This is a genomic window from Streptomyces sp. NRRL S-118, assembly GCF_000716335.1.
GTDB lineage: Bacteria > Actinomycetota > Actinomycetes > Streptomycetales > Streptomycetaceae > Streptomyces.
Genome location: NZ_JOBL01000160.1, coordinates 1 through 18,101 on the forward strand (window position 1 = coordinate 1; position 18,101 = coordinate 18,101).

Genomic DNA, 18,101 nt, shown 5'->3' on the forward strand with positions numbered 1-18,101 from the left:
CCCCTGCCCGTTCGCGGGGCGGCCCCTCAGCTGCGGGGCGGCAGCGGGGGCCGGCGCAGTGAGGGGACCTGGGAGTAGTCGGGCGGGCGGGCCGCCGGGTGTTCGGCCAGGAGCTTCAGCGCGACCTCCACCGCGTCCGCGAGCTGGCGGTGGCGGCCCTCCGCCCAGTCCAGCGGGGTGCGCAGGATCTCGATGTCCGGGGCGACGCCGTGGTTCTCGACGGACCAGCCGTACTCGTCGAACCACGCCGCGTTCATCGGCACCGTGATCACCGTGCCGTCGCCGAGCCGGTGGCGGCCGGTCATGCCGACGACACCGCCCCACGTGCGCTGGCCCACCACCGGGCCCAGGCCGAGGAGTTTGAACGCCGCCGTGATCATGTCGCCGTCCGACGAGGTCGCCTCGTCCGCGAGCGCCACGATGGGACCGCGCGGCGCGTTGGAGGCGTACGAGACGGGCTGCGCGCCCCGGGTGAGGTCCCAGCCGAGGATCCTGCGGGTGAGCTTCTCCACGACGAGCTCGCTGATGTGGCCGCCGGCGTTGCCTCGTACGTCCACGATCAGGGCGGGGCGGGACATCTCCAGCCGCAGGTCGCGGTTGAACTGGGCCCAGCCCGAGCCGCCCATGTCCGGGATGTGGAGGTAGCCGCACTTGCCGCCGCTCAGCTCCCGTACGACGTCGCGCCGCTTGGCGACCCAGTCCTGGTAGCGCAGCGGCCGTTCGTCGATGAGGGGGACGACGGCCACGCGGCGTGAGCGGCCCTCGCCCTCGGCCGGCTGGAAGGTCAGCTCGACGGTGGTGCCGCCGGCCGCGGCCAGGAGGGGGTAGGGGCCCGTGACCGGGTCGACCGGGCGGCCGTCCACGTGCGTGAGGACCGCACCCTCCCTGATGCCCGTACCGGCCAGCGGGGAACGGGCCTTGGAGTCGGAGGACTCGCCCGGCAGGATGCGCTGGACCGTCCACCGGCCCTCGCGGCACGTGAAGTTGGCGCCGAGGAGCCCGATGGCGCGCTGGTAGTGCGGCGGCCCCTCGTTGCGGCGCGCCGGTGTCACGTAGGCGTGCGAGGTGCCCAGTTCGCCGAGGACCTCGCGCAGCAGGTCGGCGAACTCGTCGGGCGAGGCGACCCGTTCGACGAGCGGGCGGTACTGGTCCAGGACCTCCTGCCAGTCGATGCCGCTCATGCCGGGGTCCCAGAAGTAGGCGCGGATGATCCGCCCCGCCTCGTCGTACGCCTGCCGCCACTCCGCGCCCGGGTCCACCTCGTGCTGGATCCGCCGCGCGTCGACGTACACCGTGGTGTCGCTGTCGCCGGCCTCGGTCGCGGGGACCGCCCGCAGCTCGCCCTCGTCGACCACGACGAGCCGCGTGCCGTCGCCGCTGACCGCGAACCAGTCGAGGTTGTCGACGAGTTCCGCCTTCCTGGCCTTGGTGAGGCTGAAGTGTTCGAGGGTGGGCCGCCCGGAGGTGTCGGCCGGGTTCACGAACGTCTCGCCGAGGGCGCCCGAGATCGGCCAGCGCAGCCACACCAGGCCGCCGCCGCTGACCGGGGCCAGCGACGAGTACTTGGACGCGGCGACCGGGAACGGCGTCACCCGGTTCTCCAGGCCCTCGAACTCGACGACCACCGTGCCGTCACCGGCCTCCTCGCCCGCCAGGTCCAGCCCGCCCGCCGCGGGCCTGCCCTCCGGCGAGAGCGCGAAGGGCGAAGGTGTCGTGGAGGCCAGGGGGACGAGGTAGGGGCGGCAGCCCAGCGGGAAGGACAGGTCGCCGGTGTGGACGTCGTACACCGGGTCGAAGCCCCGCCAGGAGAGGAAGGCGAGGTAGCGGCCGTCGCGCGTGAAGACGGGGCTCTCGTCCTCGAAGCGGCCGTTGGTGACGTCCACGATCGTCCGGTCCTTGATCCGGGCGATCTTGATCTGGCGCAGGGACCGGCCGATCCCGGGGTGCGACCAGGTGAGCCACGCGCCGTCGGGCGAGAAGGCCAGGTCGCGCACCGGCCCGTTGAGGGACCGGGTGAGCTCGCTGACCTCCCCGGTCGACTCCTCCGACGCGTCGAGCAGCAGCAGGCGGCCGTCCTGGGAGGCGATCGCGAGCCGCTCGCCGTCCGTGTCGGCCACCATCTCCAGGACGTGCCCGAGGTCGCCGCCCGCCATCCGCCGGGGCTCGCGGTCGCCGCTCGCCCGCGGCAGGTAGGCGATCTCGATCGCCTCCTCGCCCGGCGCGTCCGTGACGTACGCGACCCGGCCGCTGCTGCCCAGCATGACGGGCAGCCGCACCCGCACCCCGGGCGTGTCGGTGATCACCCGCGACGGCCCGTCGCGGTGCGTCAGCCAGTACAGGCTGCCCCGTACGCAGACGGCGCTCGCACGGCCCGTCTCGTCGACCGCGACCGCGTTCACGTGGGTCGCCGCCGGGACCTGGTACCGCCGCCGCCCCGTGCGCGGCCCGCCGAGCCGCACCTCCAGCCTGCGCGGCACCGAGTCGGGCGTCAGTGCGTCGACGATCCACAGATCGCCGGCGCACTGGTACACCACCCGCCGCCCGTCCGAAGAGGCGTGCCGTGCGTAGAAGGCGTCGTGGTCGGTGTGCCGGCGCAGGTCCGAGCCGTCGGGCAGGCACGAGTACAGGTTGCCGACACCCTCGTGGTCGGAGAGGAACGCGATCCTGCCGTCCACGAACATCGCGCAGTCCAGGTGGCCGCCGATGTCCGGCAGGAGCCGCTCCCCGTGCAGCCACAGCCGCCCCGTGGCCCCGCCCCGGTACCGCTTCCAGGCGGCCGGCTCGTGCGGCGGCTTGCCGGTGAGCAGCAGGGTCCGGTGCTGCCCGTCGACGTCCGCGACGGCGATGTCGGAGACCGGCCCCCAGGGCAGCCGCTTGCCCGGCGAGCCGTCGGTCGGGACCTTGTACGCCCAGGAGAAGTGCGAGAACGGCTGGCCGTGGGAGGCCACCGCCAGGATGTCGCCCTCGGGCGTCCAGCCGCACACGCGCGTGTCGAGCGACCCCCAGTAGGTCAGCCGCCGCGCGGGCCCGCCGTCGACCGGCGCGAGGTGGACCTCCGGGTCCAGGCTGCGCCAGTTCGTGTACGCGATGGACCGCCCGTCCGGCGAGAAGCGCGGGTGCCCGACCCGGGTCCGGTCGACGGTGAGCCGCCAGGCCCGGCCCGGCGGCTCCCCGTCCGGGACGAGCGGGGCGAGCCACACGTCGTCCTCGGCCGCGAAGCACAGCAGGTCCTGGTGGAGGTGTGGATACCGGAGGTACGCGCCGTCGCTGCTCACACAGCCATGCTTTCCGCGCCGGGGGGCACCGGCAACTCGACCGCGTGTTCCCGTGATGCGCGACACGTACGAAACGGTTTCGTTTCGCTCCGCTCGCGGGTACCGTACGAGGTGTACGAAACCGTTTCGTCTCGATGGAGGACGAGGACCGTGGCACGCAGCAGGCTCACCCCGGAACGCGAGTCCGAGCTGTACGAAGCCGTCCTCGACCTGCTCCGCGAGGTCGGTTACGACGCCCTCACCATGGACGCCGTCGCGGCCCGCACGCACTCCAGCAAGGCCACCCTCTACCGCCAGTGGGGGAGCAAGCCGCAGCTGGTCGCCCGGGCGCTGCGGCACACCAAGCCGGTGCGGCTCGACGAGATCGACACCGGTTCGCTGCGCGGCGACTTCCACGAGATGCTCATGCGTTCCGACGACTGCCAGATGGAGCGGGACTCCGCGCTGATGCGGGGCCTCGCCCATGCCGTCCACGACCACCCCGACCTGCTGCAGGCGCTGCGCGAGCTCCTCATCGAACCCGAGATGACGGGCATGGACCGGGTCCTGCGGCGCGCGGTCGACCGCGGCGAGGTCGCCGCGGACAACCCGGCGCTGCGGCTCGTCCCGCACATGCTGATCGGCGCCTTCGTGGCCCGCCCGCTGGTCGACGACCGGCCGGTGGACCAGGAGTTCCTCACCACCTACCTCGACGCCGTGCTGTTCCCCGCCCTCGGCGTCTGACCCGTTCCGCACGCTCCACCTGACACGTACCGCTCGCGCTGTCGGGCCGACTCCCCTGCCCCTGTCCGTCCACACCTCCGGGAGTACGTACCCGTGGCCACCTTCCTCCACCGACTCGGCCGCCTCGCCTACCGGCGACGCCATGTCGTGACCCTGATCTGGATAGCCCTGCTGGCGCTCGCCGGCGTCGGCGCCGCATCCGCGCCCGCCGCGACCTCCAGCTCCTTCTCGATACCCGGCACGGAGGCCCAGAAGGCCTTCGACCTGCTCGAAGAGCGCTTCCCGGACGCCGGTGCCGACGGCGCCACCGCCCGTGTCGTCTTCAAGGCGCCCGAGGGCGGCACCATGACCGACCGGGACAGCCGGGCCGCCGTCGACCGGGCCGTCGGCGCCCTGCGGTCCGGCTCCGACCAGGTCGCCTCGGTCACCGACCCCTACGCCGTCAAGGCGGTCTCCCCGGACGGCTCGACCGCCTACATCCAGGTCTCCTACAAGGTCAGCGGCATGGAGCTGACCGACGCCACCCGCGAGGCGCTCAAGGACACCGGCGCCGAGGCCCGGGAGAGCGGCCTGACCGTCGAGATCGGCGGTGACGCGCTGCAGACCGTGCCCGAGACCGGCGCCGGCGAGATCATCGGCGTGATCGTGGCCGGCGTGGTCCTCGTCATCACGTTCGGTTCCCTGGTCGCCGCCGGGCTGCCGCTGCTCACCGCGCTCATCGGCGTCGGCATCGGCGTCTCCGGCATCACGGCGCTGGCGAGCACGCTGGACCTCGGCTCCACCACCTCCACGCTGGCGATGATGATCGGCCTCGCCGTCGGCATCGACTACGCCCTGTTCATCGTCTCCCGCTACCGCGCCGAGCTCGCCGAGGGCCGCGAGCGCGAGGAGGCGGCCGGGCGGGCCGTCGGCACCGCGGGCTCCGCGGTGGTCTTCGCCGGACTCACCGTGGTCATCGCGCTGGCCGGGCTGGCCGTCGTGAACATCCCCATGCTGACGAAGATGGGCCTCGCCGCGGCCGGCACCGTCCTGATCGCCGTGCTCATCGCCCTCACCTTCATCCCCGCCCTGCTGGGGTACGCCGGACGGCGCGTGCTCGGCCGCAAGGCCCGCAAGGAGCCGCAGGCCCCGCAGGACGACAAGCCCAACATGGGCACCCGCTGGGCCCGGTTCGTCCTGCGCCGCCCGCTCGTCGTGCTCCTGGTCGGCGTGATCGGACTGGGCGCCGTCGCGCTGCCCGCCGCCTCGCTGGAGATGGGCCTGCCCGACGACGGCGCGCAGCCCGCCTCCACCACCCAGCGCCGCGCCTACGACCTGCTGTCGGATGGCTTCGGGCCCGGCTCCAACGGCCCGCTGATGGTCGTCGTCGACGGCGACAAGGCCGCCGCGGACCGCACGGCCGAGCACATCCGGGGCCTGGACGGCGTCGCCGCCGTCACCCCGGCCACGCCCAACAAGGCCGGCGACACCGCGATCATCACCGTCGTACCGAAGGACCGGCCCTCCTCGGCCGGCACCGAGGAGCTGGTCCGCGACATCCGGGACACCACCGGGGACGACGTGCTGGTCAGCGGTGCCACCGCGATGAACATCGACTTCTCGCAGAAGATGAACGACGCGCTGCTGCCCTACCTGGCGCTCGTCGTCGGCCTGGCCTTCCTGCTGCTGATGGTGGTCTTCCGGTCCGTCCTCGTCCCGCTGAAGGCGGCGCTCGGCTTCCTGCTCTCGGTGGTCGCCGCCCTGGGCGCGGTCGTCGCGGTCTTCCAGTGGGGCTGGCTCGGTTCGCTCTTCGGTGTCGAGCAGACCGGCCCGATCATGAGCATGATGCCGATCTTCATGGTGGGCGTGGTCTTCGGCCTGGCCATGGACTACGAGGTCTTCCTCGTCACCCGGATGCGTGAGGCGTACGTGCACGGCGAGCGGCCCGGCCAGGCCGTCGTGACCGGGTTCCGGCACGGGGCGCGGGTGGTGACCGCCGCCGCGGTGATCATGATCGCGGTCTTCGCGGGCTTCATCGGCTCCAGCGAGCAGATGGTGAAGATGATCGGCTTCGGGCTCGCCGTCGCCGTCTTCTTCGACGCCTTCATCGTCCGGATGGCGATCGTCCCGGCGGTCCTGGCGCTGCTCGGCCGCACCGCCTGGTGGCTGCCGACCTGGCTCGACCGGGCCCTGCCGAACGTCGACGTCGAGGGCGAGGCCCTGCGCAGGACGCTGGGCGCCGAGGCGCCCGGGGAGGACGAGCGGGAGCTCGCCCGGGTCTGACCGGCCCGCCGGTCACGCCGTCACCGCGTCACGGACGACGCGGTGACGGCGTACGTGCTGCGCAGGAAGCGCAGCAGCACCGACGAGTCGAACTGCACCATCGCGACCCCGCCGGAGGAGTGCAGCTCCACCACCGTCTGCACCCGGCCGCACGGCCACACGCCCATGTCGCCGCGACGGGCGGGCGCGCGCAGTCCGGCCTCCAGCAGGGCACGGGGGAAGACCCACGAGGTCCCGCCGGGAAAGTCGAGGCGCACCATGGTGGGCTCGGCCCCCGGGTCGTACCGCAGGGCGACGGGGACGGGCCGGGAGAGCGGGCCGTCATTGACGATCAGGCCCTTGGCATGGACTTCGACGTAGGCACCATCCTCGGCGGGGGGCATCGTCCCACTCCTCACATATGACGCACTTGTCTCTAATGTCGCACTTATCGGCGGCGCGCGCCCCGGCTCGTTCTGTCTCCTCTGCGCTCTTGCAACCTGTTCGCAACAGGGCCCATCATCGAACGGTTCAGCAGCCTGTCCGAAAGTGGTCCCCGCATGCATGTCCCCGACGGATTCATCAACGCGCCGGTCTCGGCTGCCGCCGGTCTCGCCGCCGCGGGCGCGGTCGCCGTCGGCCTGCGCGGAGCGCGCAGGGAACTCGACGAGCGGGCCGCGCCGCTCGCCGGCCTGGTCGCGGCGTTCATCTTCGCCGTGCAGATGCTGAACTTCCCGGTCGCCGCCGGCACCAGCGGACACCTCCTCGGCGGCGCGCTCGCCGCGATACTCGTCGGTCCGTACACCGGCGTCCTGGTCATCGCCGTCGTCCTGCTCATGCAGGGCGTCCTGTTCGCGGACGGCGGCCTCACCGCCCTCGGCGTGAACATCACCGTCATGGGCGCCGTCACCGTCCTCACCGCGTACGGACTCTTCCGCGGCCTGGTCCGCGTCCTGCCGCGCACCCGCCGCTCGGTGACCGTCGCCTCGTTCGTCGCCGCACTGGTCTCCGTACCCGCCGCGGCCGCCGCGTTCACCGTGATGTACGCCATGGGCGGCACCACCGACGTGCCCGTCGGCAAGGTCCTCACCGCCATGCTCGGCGTCCACGTCCTGATCGGGATCGGCGAGGCGGTCATCACCACGGCGACCGTCGGCGCCGTCATCGCCGTACGCCCCGACCTGGTCCACGGCGCCCGCGGCCTGACCGCGCCGCTCAAGCTGCGCGTCGGCGGCGAGCTGGTCGACGCCCCCGCCGCGGCACCGGCCGGCGGGCCCGCCCGCCCGGCGAGGAAGCTCTGGGCCGCCGGCCTGGCCGCCTCCGTCGTCCTGGCCGGGTTCGTCTCCTTCTACGCCTCCGCCAGCCCCGACGGCCTGGAGAAGGTCGCCGCCGACCAGGGCATCGACCGCAGGGTGGAGGAGCACGCCACCGCCGGTTCGCCGCTCGCCGACTACGGCGTCAGCGGCATCACGGACGCCCGCCTGTCCGGGGGGCTGGCGGGCACCATCGGCGTCGGCGCCACGGTCCTGGTGGGCACGGGAGTGTTCCGGGCCGTGCGCCGGCGCCGTGCCGGATCCGCCGCGCCCGCCGCCGCCCGGGAGACCGTCTGACATGGGCGCGGGCCACAGCCACAAGCTCTACCGGCACGGGCACTCGCCCGTGCACGCGCTGCCCCCGCACTGCAAGCTCGCCGCCGTGCTCTGCTTCGTCCTGGTCGTGGTCTCCACACCGCGCGAGGCGGTCTGGGCCTTCGCCCTCCACGCGGCGCTGCTCGGCGGCGTCGCGGCGGCGTCCCGCGTCCCGCCGGGCTTCCTGCTGCGCCGGCTGGTGATCGAGGTGCCGTTCGTCGCGTTCGCGTTCCTGATGCCGTTCGTGGTGCCGGGCGAACAGACGCATCTGCTCGGCGTCCCCGTCTCCGTCCCCGGCCTGTGGGACGCCTGGAACGTCCTGGCCAAGGGCACCCTCGGCGTCGCCGCCTCGGTCCTGCTCGCCGCCACCACCGAGCTGCGCGCCCTGCTGCTGGGCCTCCAGCGCCTGAAGCTGCCGCCGCTGCTCGTCCAGATCGCCTCGTTCATGATCCGGTACGGCGATGTGATCACCGACGAGATGCGGCGCATGTCCGTCGCCCGCCGCTCCCGCGGCTTCGAGGCCAAGGGCGTACGCCACTGGGGCGTCCTCGCGAAGTCGGCCGGCGCCCTGTTCATCCGCTCCTACGAGCGCGGCGAACGCGTCCACCTCGCCATGGTCAGCCGCGGCTACACCGGGACCATGCCGGTCCTCGACGAGGTCACCGCCTCGCCCGCCCAGTGGGCCTCGGCGGCCGCCCTCCCGCTCACCGCCCTCGTCGTCTGTCTGCTGGGATGGACCCTATGAGTCTGAGTTTCGTCCCGTCGCTGGAGGTGCGCGGCCTCGCGTACGCCTACCCCGACGGCCACCAGGCGCTCTTCGGAGTCGACCTCACCGTCGAACGCGGTGAACGCGTCGCGCTGCTCGGCCCCAACGGCGCCGGCAAGACCACCCTCGTGCTGCACCTCAACGGCATCCTGGGCGGCGGGGTGGGCACGGTCGAGGTCGCCGGGCTGCCCGTCGCCAAGGCCGACCTCGCGGAGATCCGCCGCAAGGTCGGCATCGTCTTCCAGGACCCCGACGACCAGCTGTTCATGCCGACCGTCCGCGAGGACGTCGCCTTCGGCCCCGCGGCGGCCGGGGTGCGCGGCCCCGAGCTGGAGGCCGTGGTCGCGAAGGCCCTCGCCCGGGTGGGCATGGAGGCGTACGCGGACCGGCCCCCGCACCACCTGTCGTTCGGGCAGCGGCGGCGCGTGGCCGTCGCGACCGTCCTGGCGATGGAGCCGGAGATCCTCGTCCTGGACGAGCCGTCGTCCAACCTCGACCCGGCCTCGCGCCGCGAACTCGCCGACATCCTGCGCTCCTTGGACGTCACCGTGCTGATGGTGACGCACGACCTGCCGTACGCCCTGGAGCTGTGCCCGCGTTCGGTCGTCCTGAGCGAGGGGGTCATCGCGGCCGACGCCCCGACGCGCGAACTGCTGGCCGACGAGGAGCTGATGCGGCGGCACCGGCTGGAGCTGCCGTTCGGCTTCGACCCCACCGCCACCCCCACCCGGAATCCGGCCTCCCGCTAGCGCGTTGCACCATGGGAACCGGCAGGCCGAGGGGTCGATCGCGTAAGGGAGCGTGGGGCGTGGACGTCCAGGGCACGGTGCAGGCGGGCTTCGAGCCGGTCGGGGACGCGTTCGTCCGCAACTTCGAGCAGCGCGGCGAGCGGGGCGCGGCGGTCGCCGTCTACCGCGACGGCCGCAAGGTGGTCGACCTGTGGGCGGGCACCCGGGACGTGGACGGCACGGCCCCCTGGGCCGTGGACACCGCCCAGGTCGTGCGCTCCGCGACGAAGGGCGTCGCCGCCGCCGTACCGCTGCTGCTCCACCAGCGCGGGCAGCTCGACCTGGACGCCCCCGTCGGCACCTACTGGCCGGAGTTCAAGGCGGCCGGCAAGGAGCGGACGCTCGTGCGCCACCTGCTGTCGCACCAGGCCGGGGTCCCGGTCCTCGACCGCCCGCTGAGCCTCGCCGAGGCCGCGGACGCCGAGACGGCCGCCGCGGCCGTCGCCGCCCAGGCACCCGCCTGGGAGCCGGGCACCGACCACGGCTACCACGCCCAGACGTACGGCTTCCTGCTGAGCGCCCTCGTCCAGCGCGTCACCGGCCGCTCCATAGGCCGCTGGGTCGCCGAGGAGATCGCCCGCCCGCTCGGCCTGGACCTGTGGATCGGCCTGCCCGCGGAGGAGGCCCACCGGGTGGGCCGGCTCGGACCGGTCGAGGAGCCCGCCGGCGGGGGCGCCCTCAAGCTGCGCCCCAAGCGCTCGGTCGCCGAGGCCTACCGCGACCCCGACTCCCTCACCCGTCGCGCCTTCGGCGCGATCGACCCCGCCCCCGACGAGAACGACCCGGCCTACCGCGCCGCGGAACTCCCCGCCTCGGCGGGCGTCTCCACCGCCCGCGCGCTGGCCCGCTTCTACGCGGCCACGCTCGGACCCGTCGACGGCCACCGCCTCTTCGCCCCCGCGACGCTCGCCATGGCCCGCACCGAGGAGTCCGCCGGCCCGGACCGGGTCCTGGTGGTCGGCACCCGCTTCGGCCTCGGCTACATGCTGCACGGCCCGGCGTCACCGCTGCTGTCCCCGGGATCCTTCGGGCACCCCGGCCGCGGCGGCTCCCTGGGGTTCGCCGACCCGGCGTCGGGCGTCTCCCTCGGCTACGTCACCAACGGCATGCGCAAGGGTGTCACGGCCGACCCGCGGGCCCAGGCGCTGGTGCGGGCGGTGCGTGCGGCGATCGGTTGAGGCGTCACTTAGGGTGAGCCTCATGACTGACAACAGCAACGTCTACTTCGACATCACGATCAACGACGAGCCGGCCGGCCGGATCGTCTTCAAGCTGTACGACGACGTCGTCCCCAAGACGGCCCGCAACTTCCGCGAGCTGGCCACCGGTGTGCACGGCTTCGGCTACGCCGGTTCCAGCTTCCACCGCATCATCCCGCAGTTCATGCTGCAGGGCGGCGACTTCACCGCGGGCAACGGCACGGGCGGCAAGAGCATCTACGGCGAGAAGTTCGCGGACGAGAACTTCCAGCTGAAGCACGACCGCCCGGGCCTGCTCAGCATGGCGAACGCCGGCCGCAACACCAACGGCTCGCAGTTCTTCATCACGACGATCGTCACCGACTGGCTGGACGGCAAGCACGTCGTCTTCGGCGAGGTCGTCGAGGGCATGGAGCTCGTGCAGAAGATCGAGGCGCTGGGCACCCGCGCCGGCACGCCGCAGGCGAAGGTCACCATCGCCGCCTCCGGCACGGTCTGATCCGCCTTTCCGGCACCGCGTACCGCCCGGCCGGCCTCGCCGGCCCGGGCGGTCCGGGCGCCCGCCGGCGTCAGCCCGCGTGGAGCATCAGACCGATGCCCACCACCATCAGCGCGGCCGCCGCGATCCTGGGACCGCCGAACCGCTCCTTGAAGAACAGCGCGCCGATCGCCGCCCCGACGACGATCGAGGACTCGCGCAGGGCCGCGATCGGGGCCAGCGCCGCACGGGTCTGGGCCCACAGCACCAGGGCGTACGCCGCGACCGACATCACCGCGCCGAGCAGCCCGCGCGCCGCGTACGGGCGCAGCTGGGGCAGCAGGGCGGCGCGGCGGCGCCCGAGCGCGTACAGCGGGATGGGCAGGCCCTCCAGGACCATCAGCCACGCGATGTAGCCGAGCGGTGTGCCGGAGGCGCGTACCCCGACGCCGTCCACCACCGTGTAGCCGGCGATCGCCAGGCCCGTCGCCGACGCGGCGAGCAGCGCCGGCCAGTCGGGGCGTCGCCCGGTGCCGCGGATGCCCCACAGGGCCAGGCCCACCAGACCCGCGCAGGCCACCGCCACCCCGGTCGACTGCCATGCGTCCGGCACCTCGTGGACGAACACCGCCGCGAGGACCGTCACCGCCAGCGGCGCCGTCCCGCGGGCGATCGGGTACATCTGGCCGAAGTCGCCGAGGGTGAACGAGCGCATGAGCAGGCTCATGTAGCCGACGTGCAGGGCGGCGGAGGCGATCAGGTACGGCCAGGCCGCCGCGGCGGGCAGCGGGACGAAGAACGCGAGGACCGCCCCGATCGCCGCACCACCGCCCGCGATGAGCGTGAAGGACAGCAACTGGTCCTTGATGTGGTGCGCGATCGCGTTCCAGCTCGCGTGCGTCACCGCGGCCGTCAGCACCGCGGCCGCGACCAGCGGCGTCACGCCGGTCGCTCGCATGGACGGGAAGGGCTCATGGCCGGCACGGTAGCGGTGGGCCTGCGGACCGGGCGAGGGCTACCGCGCCTTCAGCACCGACGCCACCAGCGGCCCCGCCGCGTCGCCGCCGTGGCCGCCCGACTGGACGACCGCCGCGGCCGCCAGGTCGTCGGCGTATCCGGCGAACCAGCTGTTGGACGTGCCCTGGTGGTCCACCTCGGCGGAGCCGGTCTTCGCGCCCTTGTCGTTCGTGCCGAGCCCGGACATCGCTTGCTGCGCGGTCCCGCCGGTGGCCGTGGCGTGCATCATGTCGCGCAGGGCGCCCGCCACGGAGGCCGGCAGCGGCCGGGCGGTGGCCAGTCGTCGGTCGTCCAGGGCGCGCTCCACGATGACCGGCTGCTTGAAGGAGCCGTTCTTCGCGGTGGCGGCGATCGACGCGACGTTGAGGGCGTTCATCGTGACCTTCCCCTGGCCGATGTACGAAGCCGCGGTCTCCGCCCCGGTGGACTCCGGCACACTGCCGTCGACGGACGGGATGCCGGTGTTCCACACCTCGCCGATGCCGAAGTACGTGCGAGCCGTGTCGCCCAGCGCCGTACCGGCGACGCCCTTGTCGTTGAGCGGCTTGACGGCCTTGATGAAGGCGGTGTTGCAGGAGCGCCGGAAGCTGTCGCGGAAGGTGCCGCCCGTGATCTCGAAGTCGTCGAGGTTGTGGAAGGGGACGCCCTCCCAGGTCACGGTGGCCGGACACGCCACGCCGTCGCCCGGGCCGGAGACCAGCCCGTGGTCCAGCATCATCGCCGCGGTCACGATCTTCATCGTCGAGCCGGGTGCCTGCTTGCCCAGGAAGGCCGCGTTCCAGTCGCCGTCGCGGTGGTTGGCGACCGCCCGTATCTCACCGGTGCTGGGCTTGATGGCGACGACCGAGGACTGGTCGTAGCGCCGCACCGCCCGCTCGGCCGCCGCCTGCACGTCCGCGTCCAGGGTGGTCCGGAGCTTGCCGGGCACGCCCTTGGAGAGCGTGAGCAGCGTCGGGCCGGCCGTGCCCTCACCGGAGGAGGACGACTCGATCCAGGTCTCGACGCCGGGTGTGCCGCCCGCCTTCGCGCCGTACTTCTCCCGCAACTGGTCCAGGACCGGGCCGAGCGAAGGGTACTTCTCCTTCGTCAACTCGCGGCCCGCGTGGTCCACGGCCTGCACCGGCGGGTTCGGCGCCTTCCCCGTCCGCAGGGTGCCGTCCTCCGGCAGCTTCGGGTGGATCACCGCCGACCGCCAGTCCACCAGCGGCACGCCGGTCGTGAGGCCCCGCACCACGGTCAGCTCCGAGGTGTAGGACAGCTTCGCCGTCCTGCCCTCGTACGCCACGGTCGCGTCCACCGTGAAGGGCACCTTCGCCCCGACCGCCCGGCCCGGCGTGATGACCGCCTTCGAGACGTGCGCCTCCTCGCGGAAGCTCCGTACGGCCGCCGCGGCGGTGCTCGCGTCGTCGGTGAGCGCGCTCGCCGCCGCGTCGTCACCCTCGGCCCACGCGGCGAGGAAGTCCTTCGCCGTGCGCTCCACCTCCTCGGCGGTCACCGGGCCGCTGCCGGCTTCCCGCGTCCCCTCCGCCCGCGCGGTGGTCGTCCCCGACGCCCCGCCCGAGATCCCCGTCCACACGTTGTACGCGCCGTACCCGACGCCCCCCGCGACCACGGCGAACACTCCGCCGACGATCGCTGTTCTTGCTCCGCTGCGCATGTGTGCAGTCCCCTCCCTGGAGCCCCACCTGAACTGAACATGTTCAAGATGTGCGGGAATCACCCTACGGGACAGGCGTGACAAGGGAGTCGGGCGTTACGGGAACGGAATCGTGAGGCGCCCCACAGGGCACGGCGCCTCAGACCCAGGTGTCCAGCCACATCCGGTCGCGCCAGTCGTCCATCGGGATGGACTGGCCCGTGTACAGCGGCCAGAACCAGATGAAGTTCCAGATGATCAGCAGCACCAGCACACCCACGCCCACGGCCCCCACCGTGCGCCGCCGCTCCGCCGACCCGTGCGGCCCCGGCGGCCCGAGCACCGCCCCGGCCGTCATCGCCACCGCCAGGCACAGGAACGGCACGAACACCACGGCGTAGAACAGGAAGATGGTGCGGTGCTCGTAGTGCAGCCACGGCAGCCAGCCCGCCGCGATCCCGCACACGATCGCCCCCGCGCGCCAGTCGCGCCGGAAGAACCAGCGCCACAGCACGTACAGGACCGCGAAGCACGCCGCCCACCACAGCAGCGGCGTACCGATCGCCAGCACCTCGCGCGCGCACTTCTCCGTGGCGTCCGCCGGACAGCCCTCCCGGCCCGCGGCCGGGTCCTCGTAGAAGTACGAGACCGGCCGCCCCAGCACCAGCCAGCTCCACGGGTTCGACTGGTAGGCGTGACCCGACGTCAGCCCGACGTGGAAGGTGTACACCTCGCTCTCGTAGTGCCACAGGCTCCGCCACCAGTCGGGGAACAGCCACGACCACGCACTGTCCTTGCCGTCCGTGGTGGCCCAGTTCCGGAAGTAGCCCTTGCCCGTGAGGATCCACCCGGACCAGGAGGCGATGTACGTGGCGATCGCCACCGGCACCGTCGAGACGAACGCGGGCACCAGGTCGCGCCGCGCCACGGCCGCCCAGGGACGGAAGGCACCGGCCGTACGACGCGCCCCCACGTCCCACACCACCGCCATCAGCCCGAACGCCGCCAGGAAGTACAGGCCGTTCCACTTCGTGGCGCACGCCAGGCCCAGCAGTACCCCGGCCCCCAGCCGCCACGGCCGCCACCCCAGGCGCAGCGTCTCCGCGACCGCCGCGTCCGGCCGCAGCACCCCGTCCGCGTCCACCGGCAGGGCCGCCGCCAGCCGCGCCCGCGCCCGGTCCCGGTCCACCACCAGGCAGCCGAACGCCCCCAGCAGGAAGAACATGACCACCAGGTCGAGCAGCGCCGTGCGGCTCATCACGAAGTGCAGCCCGTCCACCGCGAGCAGCGCGCCCGCCAGGCAGCCCAGGAACGTCGACCGCAGCAGCCGCCGCCCGATGCGGCACAGCAGCAGCACCGACAGCGTGCCGAGCACCGCCACCATGAACCGCCAGCCGAACGGCTCGAACCCGAACAGCCACTCGCCCAGGCCGATGACCCACTTGCCGACCGGTGGATGCACCACGTAGCCCGGGTCCACCGGCACCGGCACCGCGCCGGGGTTCTCCAGGATCGCCTTGTCGACGTCCTTCGGCCAGGCGCCCTCGTACCCCTGGTTGATCAGCGCCCAGGCGTCCTTCGCGTAGTACGTCTCGTCGAATATCACCGCGTGCGGCCGGCCCAGGTTCCAGAACCGCATCACCCCCGCGACGAGCGCCACCAGCAGCGGGCCGCCCCACGCCGTCAGGCGCACCAGCCGGTCCACCGCCGTGGGAGGCACACCGAGGACGGTCCACATCCGGCCCGACGGGCGCGTGTACGGGGGCACCAGCCGCTCCCGCAGGCCGGTCACCGGCCGCGGGGCGTAGCCGAAGCGGCGCAGGCGCCGCTGCCAGGACGGCGGGCGGGCGTCGCCCCCGGTGTTCCCGGCGTCCTGCGCGTGCAGGGCCTCATGAGCAGTACTGGTCACCGCGCCATCGTAGGGAACGCGCCTGTGCGCGTCGCTCGTCCGGGCTGCGAGGATGACACCTGTGACAGGAACGGGAACGGCAACCGGAACACTCGTCCTCGCGGGGACCCCGATCGGCGACGTGGCGGACGCCCCGCCGCGGCTGGCCGGCGAACTGGAGAACGCCGACATCATCGCCGCCGAGGACACCCGGCGGCTGCGCCGGCTGACGCAGGCGCTCGGCGTGCACACCCGCGGGCGGGTCGTGTCGTACTTCGAGGGCAACGAGTCCGCCCGGACGCCCGAGCTGGTCGAGGCGCTCGCGGGTGGCGCGCGCGTCCTGCTGGTGACCGACGCCGGCATGCCGTCCGTCTCCGACCCCGGCTACCGGCTGGTCGCCGCCGCGGTGGAACGCGACATCAGGGTCACCGCGGTACCCGGCCCGTCCGCCGTGCTGACGGCACTGGCACTGTCCGGGCTGCCCGTGGACCGGTTCTGCTTCGAGGGCTTCCTGCCGCGCAAGGCGGGCGAGCGGCTCGGCAGGCTCCGCGAGGTGGCGGACGAGCGGCGCACCCTCGTCTACTTCGAGGCACCGCACCGGCTGGACGACACCCTGGCCGCGATGGCCGAGGTGTTCGGCCCGGACCGGCGCGCCGCGGTCTGCCGGGAGCTGACCAAGACGTACGAGGAGGTCAAGCGCGGCGGCCTCGGCGATCTGGCGGCGTGGGCCGCCGACGGCGTGCGCGGCGAGATCACGGTCGTCGTCGAGGGCGCGGCCGACACGGGCCCGGCCGGACTCGGCGCCGACGAACTGGTGCGCAGGGTGCGGGTGCGCGAGGAGGCGGGGGAGCGGCGCAAGGAGGCCATCGCGGCGGTCGCCGCCGAGGCCGGCCTTCCCAAGCGCGAGGTGTTCGATGCGGTGGTGGCGGCAAAGAACGCGGAAGGCTGAACCACGCGGAAGCCCTGTGGCCGGTAAAGGACTATCGTGAAAGGCAAAGCCCAGACCGCGCAGCAGGCCTTTCGGCATGAGACGCGTCAAGACCGGCCCAATTCCCGGGCATGCCCGATGCGCTCCCGCCCGTGAAGGCGTCCACTGGCAGCAGTGGAAAGGAGCTGGCATGAGCGAGACCACGAGCACTCCTCCAGCGGCCCACGAGGCGTACTCCTTCGCCTGTATGCAGTGCGGATACGGCTGGGAGCAGGCGTACGACATAGAGCACCACACGGACGCGCGGCAGCACGAGTTCGTGGTCTACAAGGCCGACGGGCATCGGGTCCCCTCGCCGCTCTCCGACCCCACCTGCCCCAACTGCGAATCGCACCGGGTCCGCATCATGCGCCCCGGCCGGGTGTCGTCGGTCCTGGACCTGATGGCCCGGGCGCACGAGAAGGCGCCCAAGGCGCCGAAGAAGGCGGAAGCCGAGCCGGTCGCCACGGCCGGACCCGTCGGCCAGAAGGCGGAGGAGCCGAAGAGCGAGCGTGACGCGGCCGGGCCGGCGGAAGGCGAACCGCACCACTGGCACTTCCGGGACCTGCTCCGCCACTGGCACCGCACCTGACCCGCCCCCGCCCCCTCGTACGATCGGGGCATGAGTTCCAAGGACGCCCCGCCGCCGCTGCCCGAGCCCCTCGGGGTGCCGGTCGCCGATTCGCACACCCACCTGGACATGCAGTCCGGCACCGTCGAGGAGGCCCTCACCAAGGCCGCCGCCGTCGGCGTCGAGACCGTCGTGCAGGTGGGCTGCGACCTCAAGGGCTCCCGCTGGGCCGCCGAGACGGCCGCCGCGTACGACTCCGTCTGGGCGGCGGTCGCCCTCCACCCCAACGAAGCGCCGCGGATCGTGCTGGGGGACGCCGACGGCTGGTCCCGGCAGGGCGCCCGTGAGGCCGGGGGCGACGCGGCGCTCGACGACGCGCTCGCCGAGATCGACCGGCTCGCCGCCCTGCCCGAGGTCAAGGCCGTCGGCGAGACCGGCCTCGATCACTTCCGCACCGGCCCCGAGGGCATGGCCGCCCAGGAGCGGTCCTTCCGCGCCCACATCGAGATCGCCAAGCGGCACGGCAAGGCCCTCGTCATCCACGACCGCGAGGCCCACGCCGACGTCCTGCGCATCCTCGCCGAGGAGGGCGCCCCCGAGCGGACCGTCTTCCACTGCTACTCCGGCGACGCCGACATGGCCCGCGTCTGCGCCGAGGCCGGCTACTTCATGTCGTTCGCCGGGAACGTCACCTTCAAGAACGCCCAGCCGCTGCGCGACGCGCTCGCCGTCGCCCCGCTGGACCTCGTCCTCGTCGAGACGGACGCCCCCTTCCTGACCCCCGCGCCGTACCGCGGACGGCCCAACGCCCCGTATCTCGTTCCCGTCACGGTCCGCGCGATGGCGGCGGTGCGGGGCATCGACGAGGAGGCCATGTCGACGGCGATCGGCGTCAACACGGCCCGCGCCTTCGATTACTGACCG

General features: G+C 73.2%; 15 protein-coding genes. 10 read left to right on the forward strand and 5 right to left on the reverse strand.

Going from position 1 to position 18,101, the window contains the following annotated elements; translation table 11 throughout:
- Positions 1-26: 26 nt before the first annotated feature.
- Positions 27-3,275 carry a S41 family peptidase gene (locus IH00_RS0101630; RefSeq protein WP_031068723.1) on the reverse strand — a complete coding sequence of 1,083 codons (3,249 nt, stop codon included), beginning with the start codon at positions 3,273-3,275 and terminating at the stop codon, positions 27-29.
- A 150-nt stretch (positions 3,276-3,425) separates the two neighbouring features.
- Between IH00_RS0101630 and IH00_RS0101635 the strand changes: the two genes are divergently transcribed.
- Positions 3,426-3,998: a TetR/AcrR family transcriptional regulator gene (locus IH00_RS0101635; protein ID WP_031068727.1), complete on the forward strand. Its 573-nt coding sequence runs from the start codon at positions 3,426-3,428 to the stop codon at positions 3,996-3,998.
- Between the two features lie 93 nt (positions 3,999-4,091).
- A complete protein-coding gene (locus tag IH00_RS0101640; RefSeq protein ID WP_031068729.1) occupies positions 4,092-6,260 on the forward strand; it encodes an MMPL family transporter in 2,169 nt (722 codons plus the stop codon).
- Between the two features lie 20 nt (positions 6,261-6,280).
- Here IH00_RS0101640 and IH00_RS0101645 read toward each other — a convergent pair whose 3' ends face one another.
- The gene (locus IH00_RS0101645) at positions 6,281-6,643 is read right to left on the reverse strand and encodes an SsgA family sporulation/cell division regulator (protein WP_031068731.1); all 363 of its coding nucleotides are present in this window, start codon (positions 6,641-6,643) and stop codon (positions 6,281-6,283) included.
- A 156-nt stretch (positions 6,644-6,799) separates the two neighbouring features.
- On the opposite strand from IH00_RS0101645, the gene IH00_RS0101650 reads away from it, so the two are divergent.
- The 5 genes from IH00_RS0101650 to IH00_RS0101670 are packed head-to-tail and all read left to right on the forward strand — an operon-like array spanning position 6,800 to position 11,119.
- On the forward strand, positions 6,800-7,849 hold the full coding sequence (locus IH00_RS0101650; protein ID WP_031068732.1) for an energy-coupling factor ABC transporter permease: 1,050 nt from the start codon (positions 6,800-6,802) through the stop codon (positions 7,847-7,849).
- Between the two features lies 1 nt (position 7,850).
- Entirely contained in the window at positions 7,851-8,612 is a 762-nt protein-coding gene (gene cbiQ / locus IH00_RS0101655) for a cobalt ECF transporter T component CbiQ (RefSeq protein ID WP_031068734.1), read from the forward strand.
- Entirely contained in the window at positions 8,609-9,382 is a 774-nt protein-coding gene (locus tag IH00_RS0101660) for an energy-coupling factor ABC transporter ATP-binding protein (protein WP_039945997.1), read from the forward strand. The genes cbiQ and IH00_RS0101660 overlap by 4 nt, the downstream gene beginning before the upstream one ends.
- Positions 9,383-9,441: 59 nt before the next feature.
- Entirely contained in the window at positions 9,442-10,599 is a 1,158-nt protein-coding gene (locus tag IH00_RS0101665) for a serine hydrolase domain-containing protein (RefSeq protein WP_031068739.1), read from the forward strand.
- A gap of 22 nt (positions 10,600-10,621) precedes the next feature.
- Positions 10,622-11,119, forward strand: a complete 498-nt coding sequence (locus IH00_RS0101670; protein ID WP_031068741.1) for a peptidylprolyl isomerase — start codon at positions 10,622-10,624, stop codon at positions 11,117-11,119.
- A 70-nt stretch (positions 11,120-11,189) separates the two neighbouring features.
- Here IH00_RS0101670 and IH00_RS0101675 read toward each other — a convergent pair whose 3' ends face one another.
- From IH00_RS0101675 to IH00_RS0101685, 3 genes are all read right to left on the reverse strand, one after another.
- Positions 11,190-12,041 carry a DMT family transporter gene (locus IH00_RS0101675; protein WP_031068742.1) on the reverse strand — a complete coding sequence of 284 codons (852 nt, stop codon included), beginning with the start codon at positions 12,039-12,041 and terminating at the stop codon, positions 11,190-11,192.
- Positions 12,042-12,113: 72 nt separating this feature from the next.
- Positions 12,114-13,772, reverse strand: a complete 1,659-nt coding sequence (locus tag IH00_RS0101680; RefSeq protein WP_031068744.1) for a penicillin-binding transpeptidase domain-containing protein — start codon at positions 13,770-13,772, stop codon at positions 12,114-12,116.
- A gap of 139 nt (positions 13,773-13,911) precedes the next feature.
- A complete protein-coding gene (locus tag IH00_RS0101685) occupies positions 13,912-15,660 on the reverse strand; it encodes a dolichyl-phosphate-mannose--protein mannosyltransferase (RefSeq protein WP_031068746.1) in 1,749 nt (582 codons plus the stop codon).
- A gap of 52 nt (positions 15,661-15,712) precedes the next feature.
- On the opposite strand from IH00_RS0101685, the gene rsmI reads away from it, so the two are divergent.
- The 3 genes from rsmI (at position 15,713) to IH00_RS0101700 (ending at position 18,098) form a co-directional block, all read left to right on the forward strand.
- Positions 15,713-16,588, forward strand: coding sequence for a 16S rRNA (cytidine(1402)-2'-O)-methyltransferase (rsmI, locus tag IH00_RS0101690; RefSeq protein ID WP_078887500.1), 876 nt, complete (start codon positions 15,713-15,715; stop codon positions 16,586-16,588).
- A 169-nt stretch (positions 16,589-16,757) separates the two neighbouring features.
- A complete protein-coding gene (locus tag IH00_RS0101695) occupies positions 16,758-17,198 on the forward strand; it encodes a hypothetical protein (protein ID WP_031068749.1) in 441 nt (146 codons plus the stop codon).
- 30 nt (positions 17,199-17,228) lie between these two features.
- Complete coding sequence (locus IH00_RS0101700; RefSeq protein ID WP_031068750.1) at positions 17,229-18,098, forward strand: TatD family hydrolase; 870 nt, start codon at positions 17,229-17,231, stop codon at positions 18,096-18,098.
- The last annotated feature ends 3 nt before the right edge of the window (positions 18,099-18,101 follow it).

What these genes read in the sequence shown, in the direction of transcription:
- IH00_RS0101645 (WP_031068731.1), bottom strand. Translation starts at nt 6,643, where the DNA reads ATGCCCCCCGCCGAGGATGGTGCCTACGTCGAAGTCCATGCCAAGGGC.
- IH00_RS0101650 (WP_031068732.1), top strand. Translation starts at nt 6,800, where the DNA reads ATGCATGTCCCCGACGGATTCATCAACGCGCCGGTCTCGGCTGCCGCC.
- cbiQ (WP_031068734.1), top strand. Translation starts at nt 7,851, where the DNA reads ATGGGCGCGGGCCACAGCCACAAGCTCTACCGGCACGGGCACTCGCCC.
- IH00_RS0101660 (WP_039945997.1), top strand. Translation starts at nt 8,609, where the DNA reads ATGAGTCTGAGTTTCGTCCCGTCGCTGGAGGTGCGCGGCCTCGCGTAC.
- IH00_RS0101670 (WP_031068741.1), top strand. Translation starts at nt 10,622, where the DNA reads ATGACTGACAACAGCAACGTCTACTTCGACATCACGATCAACGACGAG.
- IH00_RS0101680 (WP_031068744.1), bottom strand. Translation starts at nt 13,772, where the DNA reads ATGCGCAGCGGAGCAAGAACAGCGATCGTCGGCGGAGTGTTCGCCGTG.
- rsmI (WP_078887500.1), top strand. Translation starts at nt 15,713, where the DNA reads ATGACACCTGTGACAGGAACGGGAACGGCAACCGGAACACTCGTCCTC.
- IH00_RS0101695 (WP_031068749.1), top strand. Translation starts at nt 16,758, where the DNA reads ATGAGCGAGACCACGAGCACTCCTCCAGCGGCCCACGAGGCGTACTCC.
- IH00_RS0101700 (WP_031068750.1), top strand. Translation starts at nt 17,229, where the DNA reads ATGAGTTCCAAGGACGCCCCGCCGCCGCTGCCCGAGCCCCTCGGGGTG.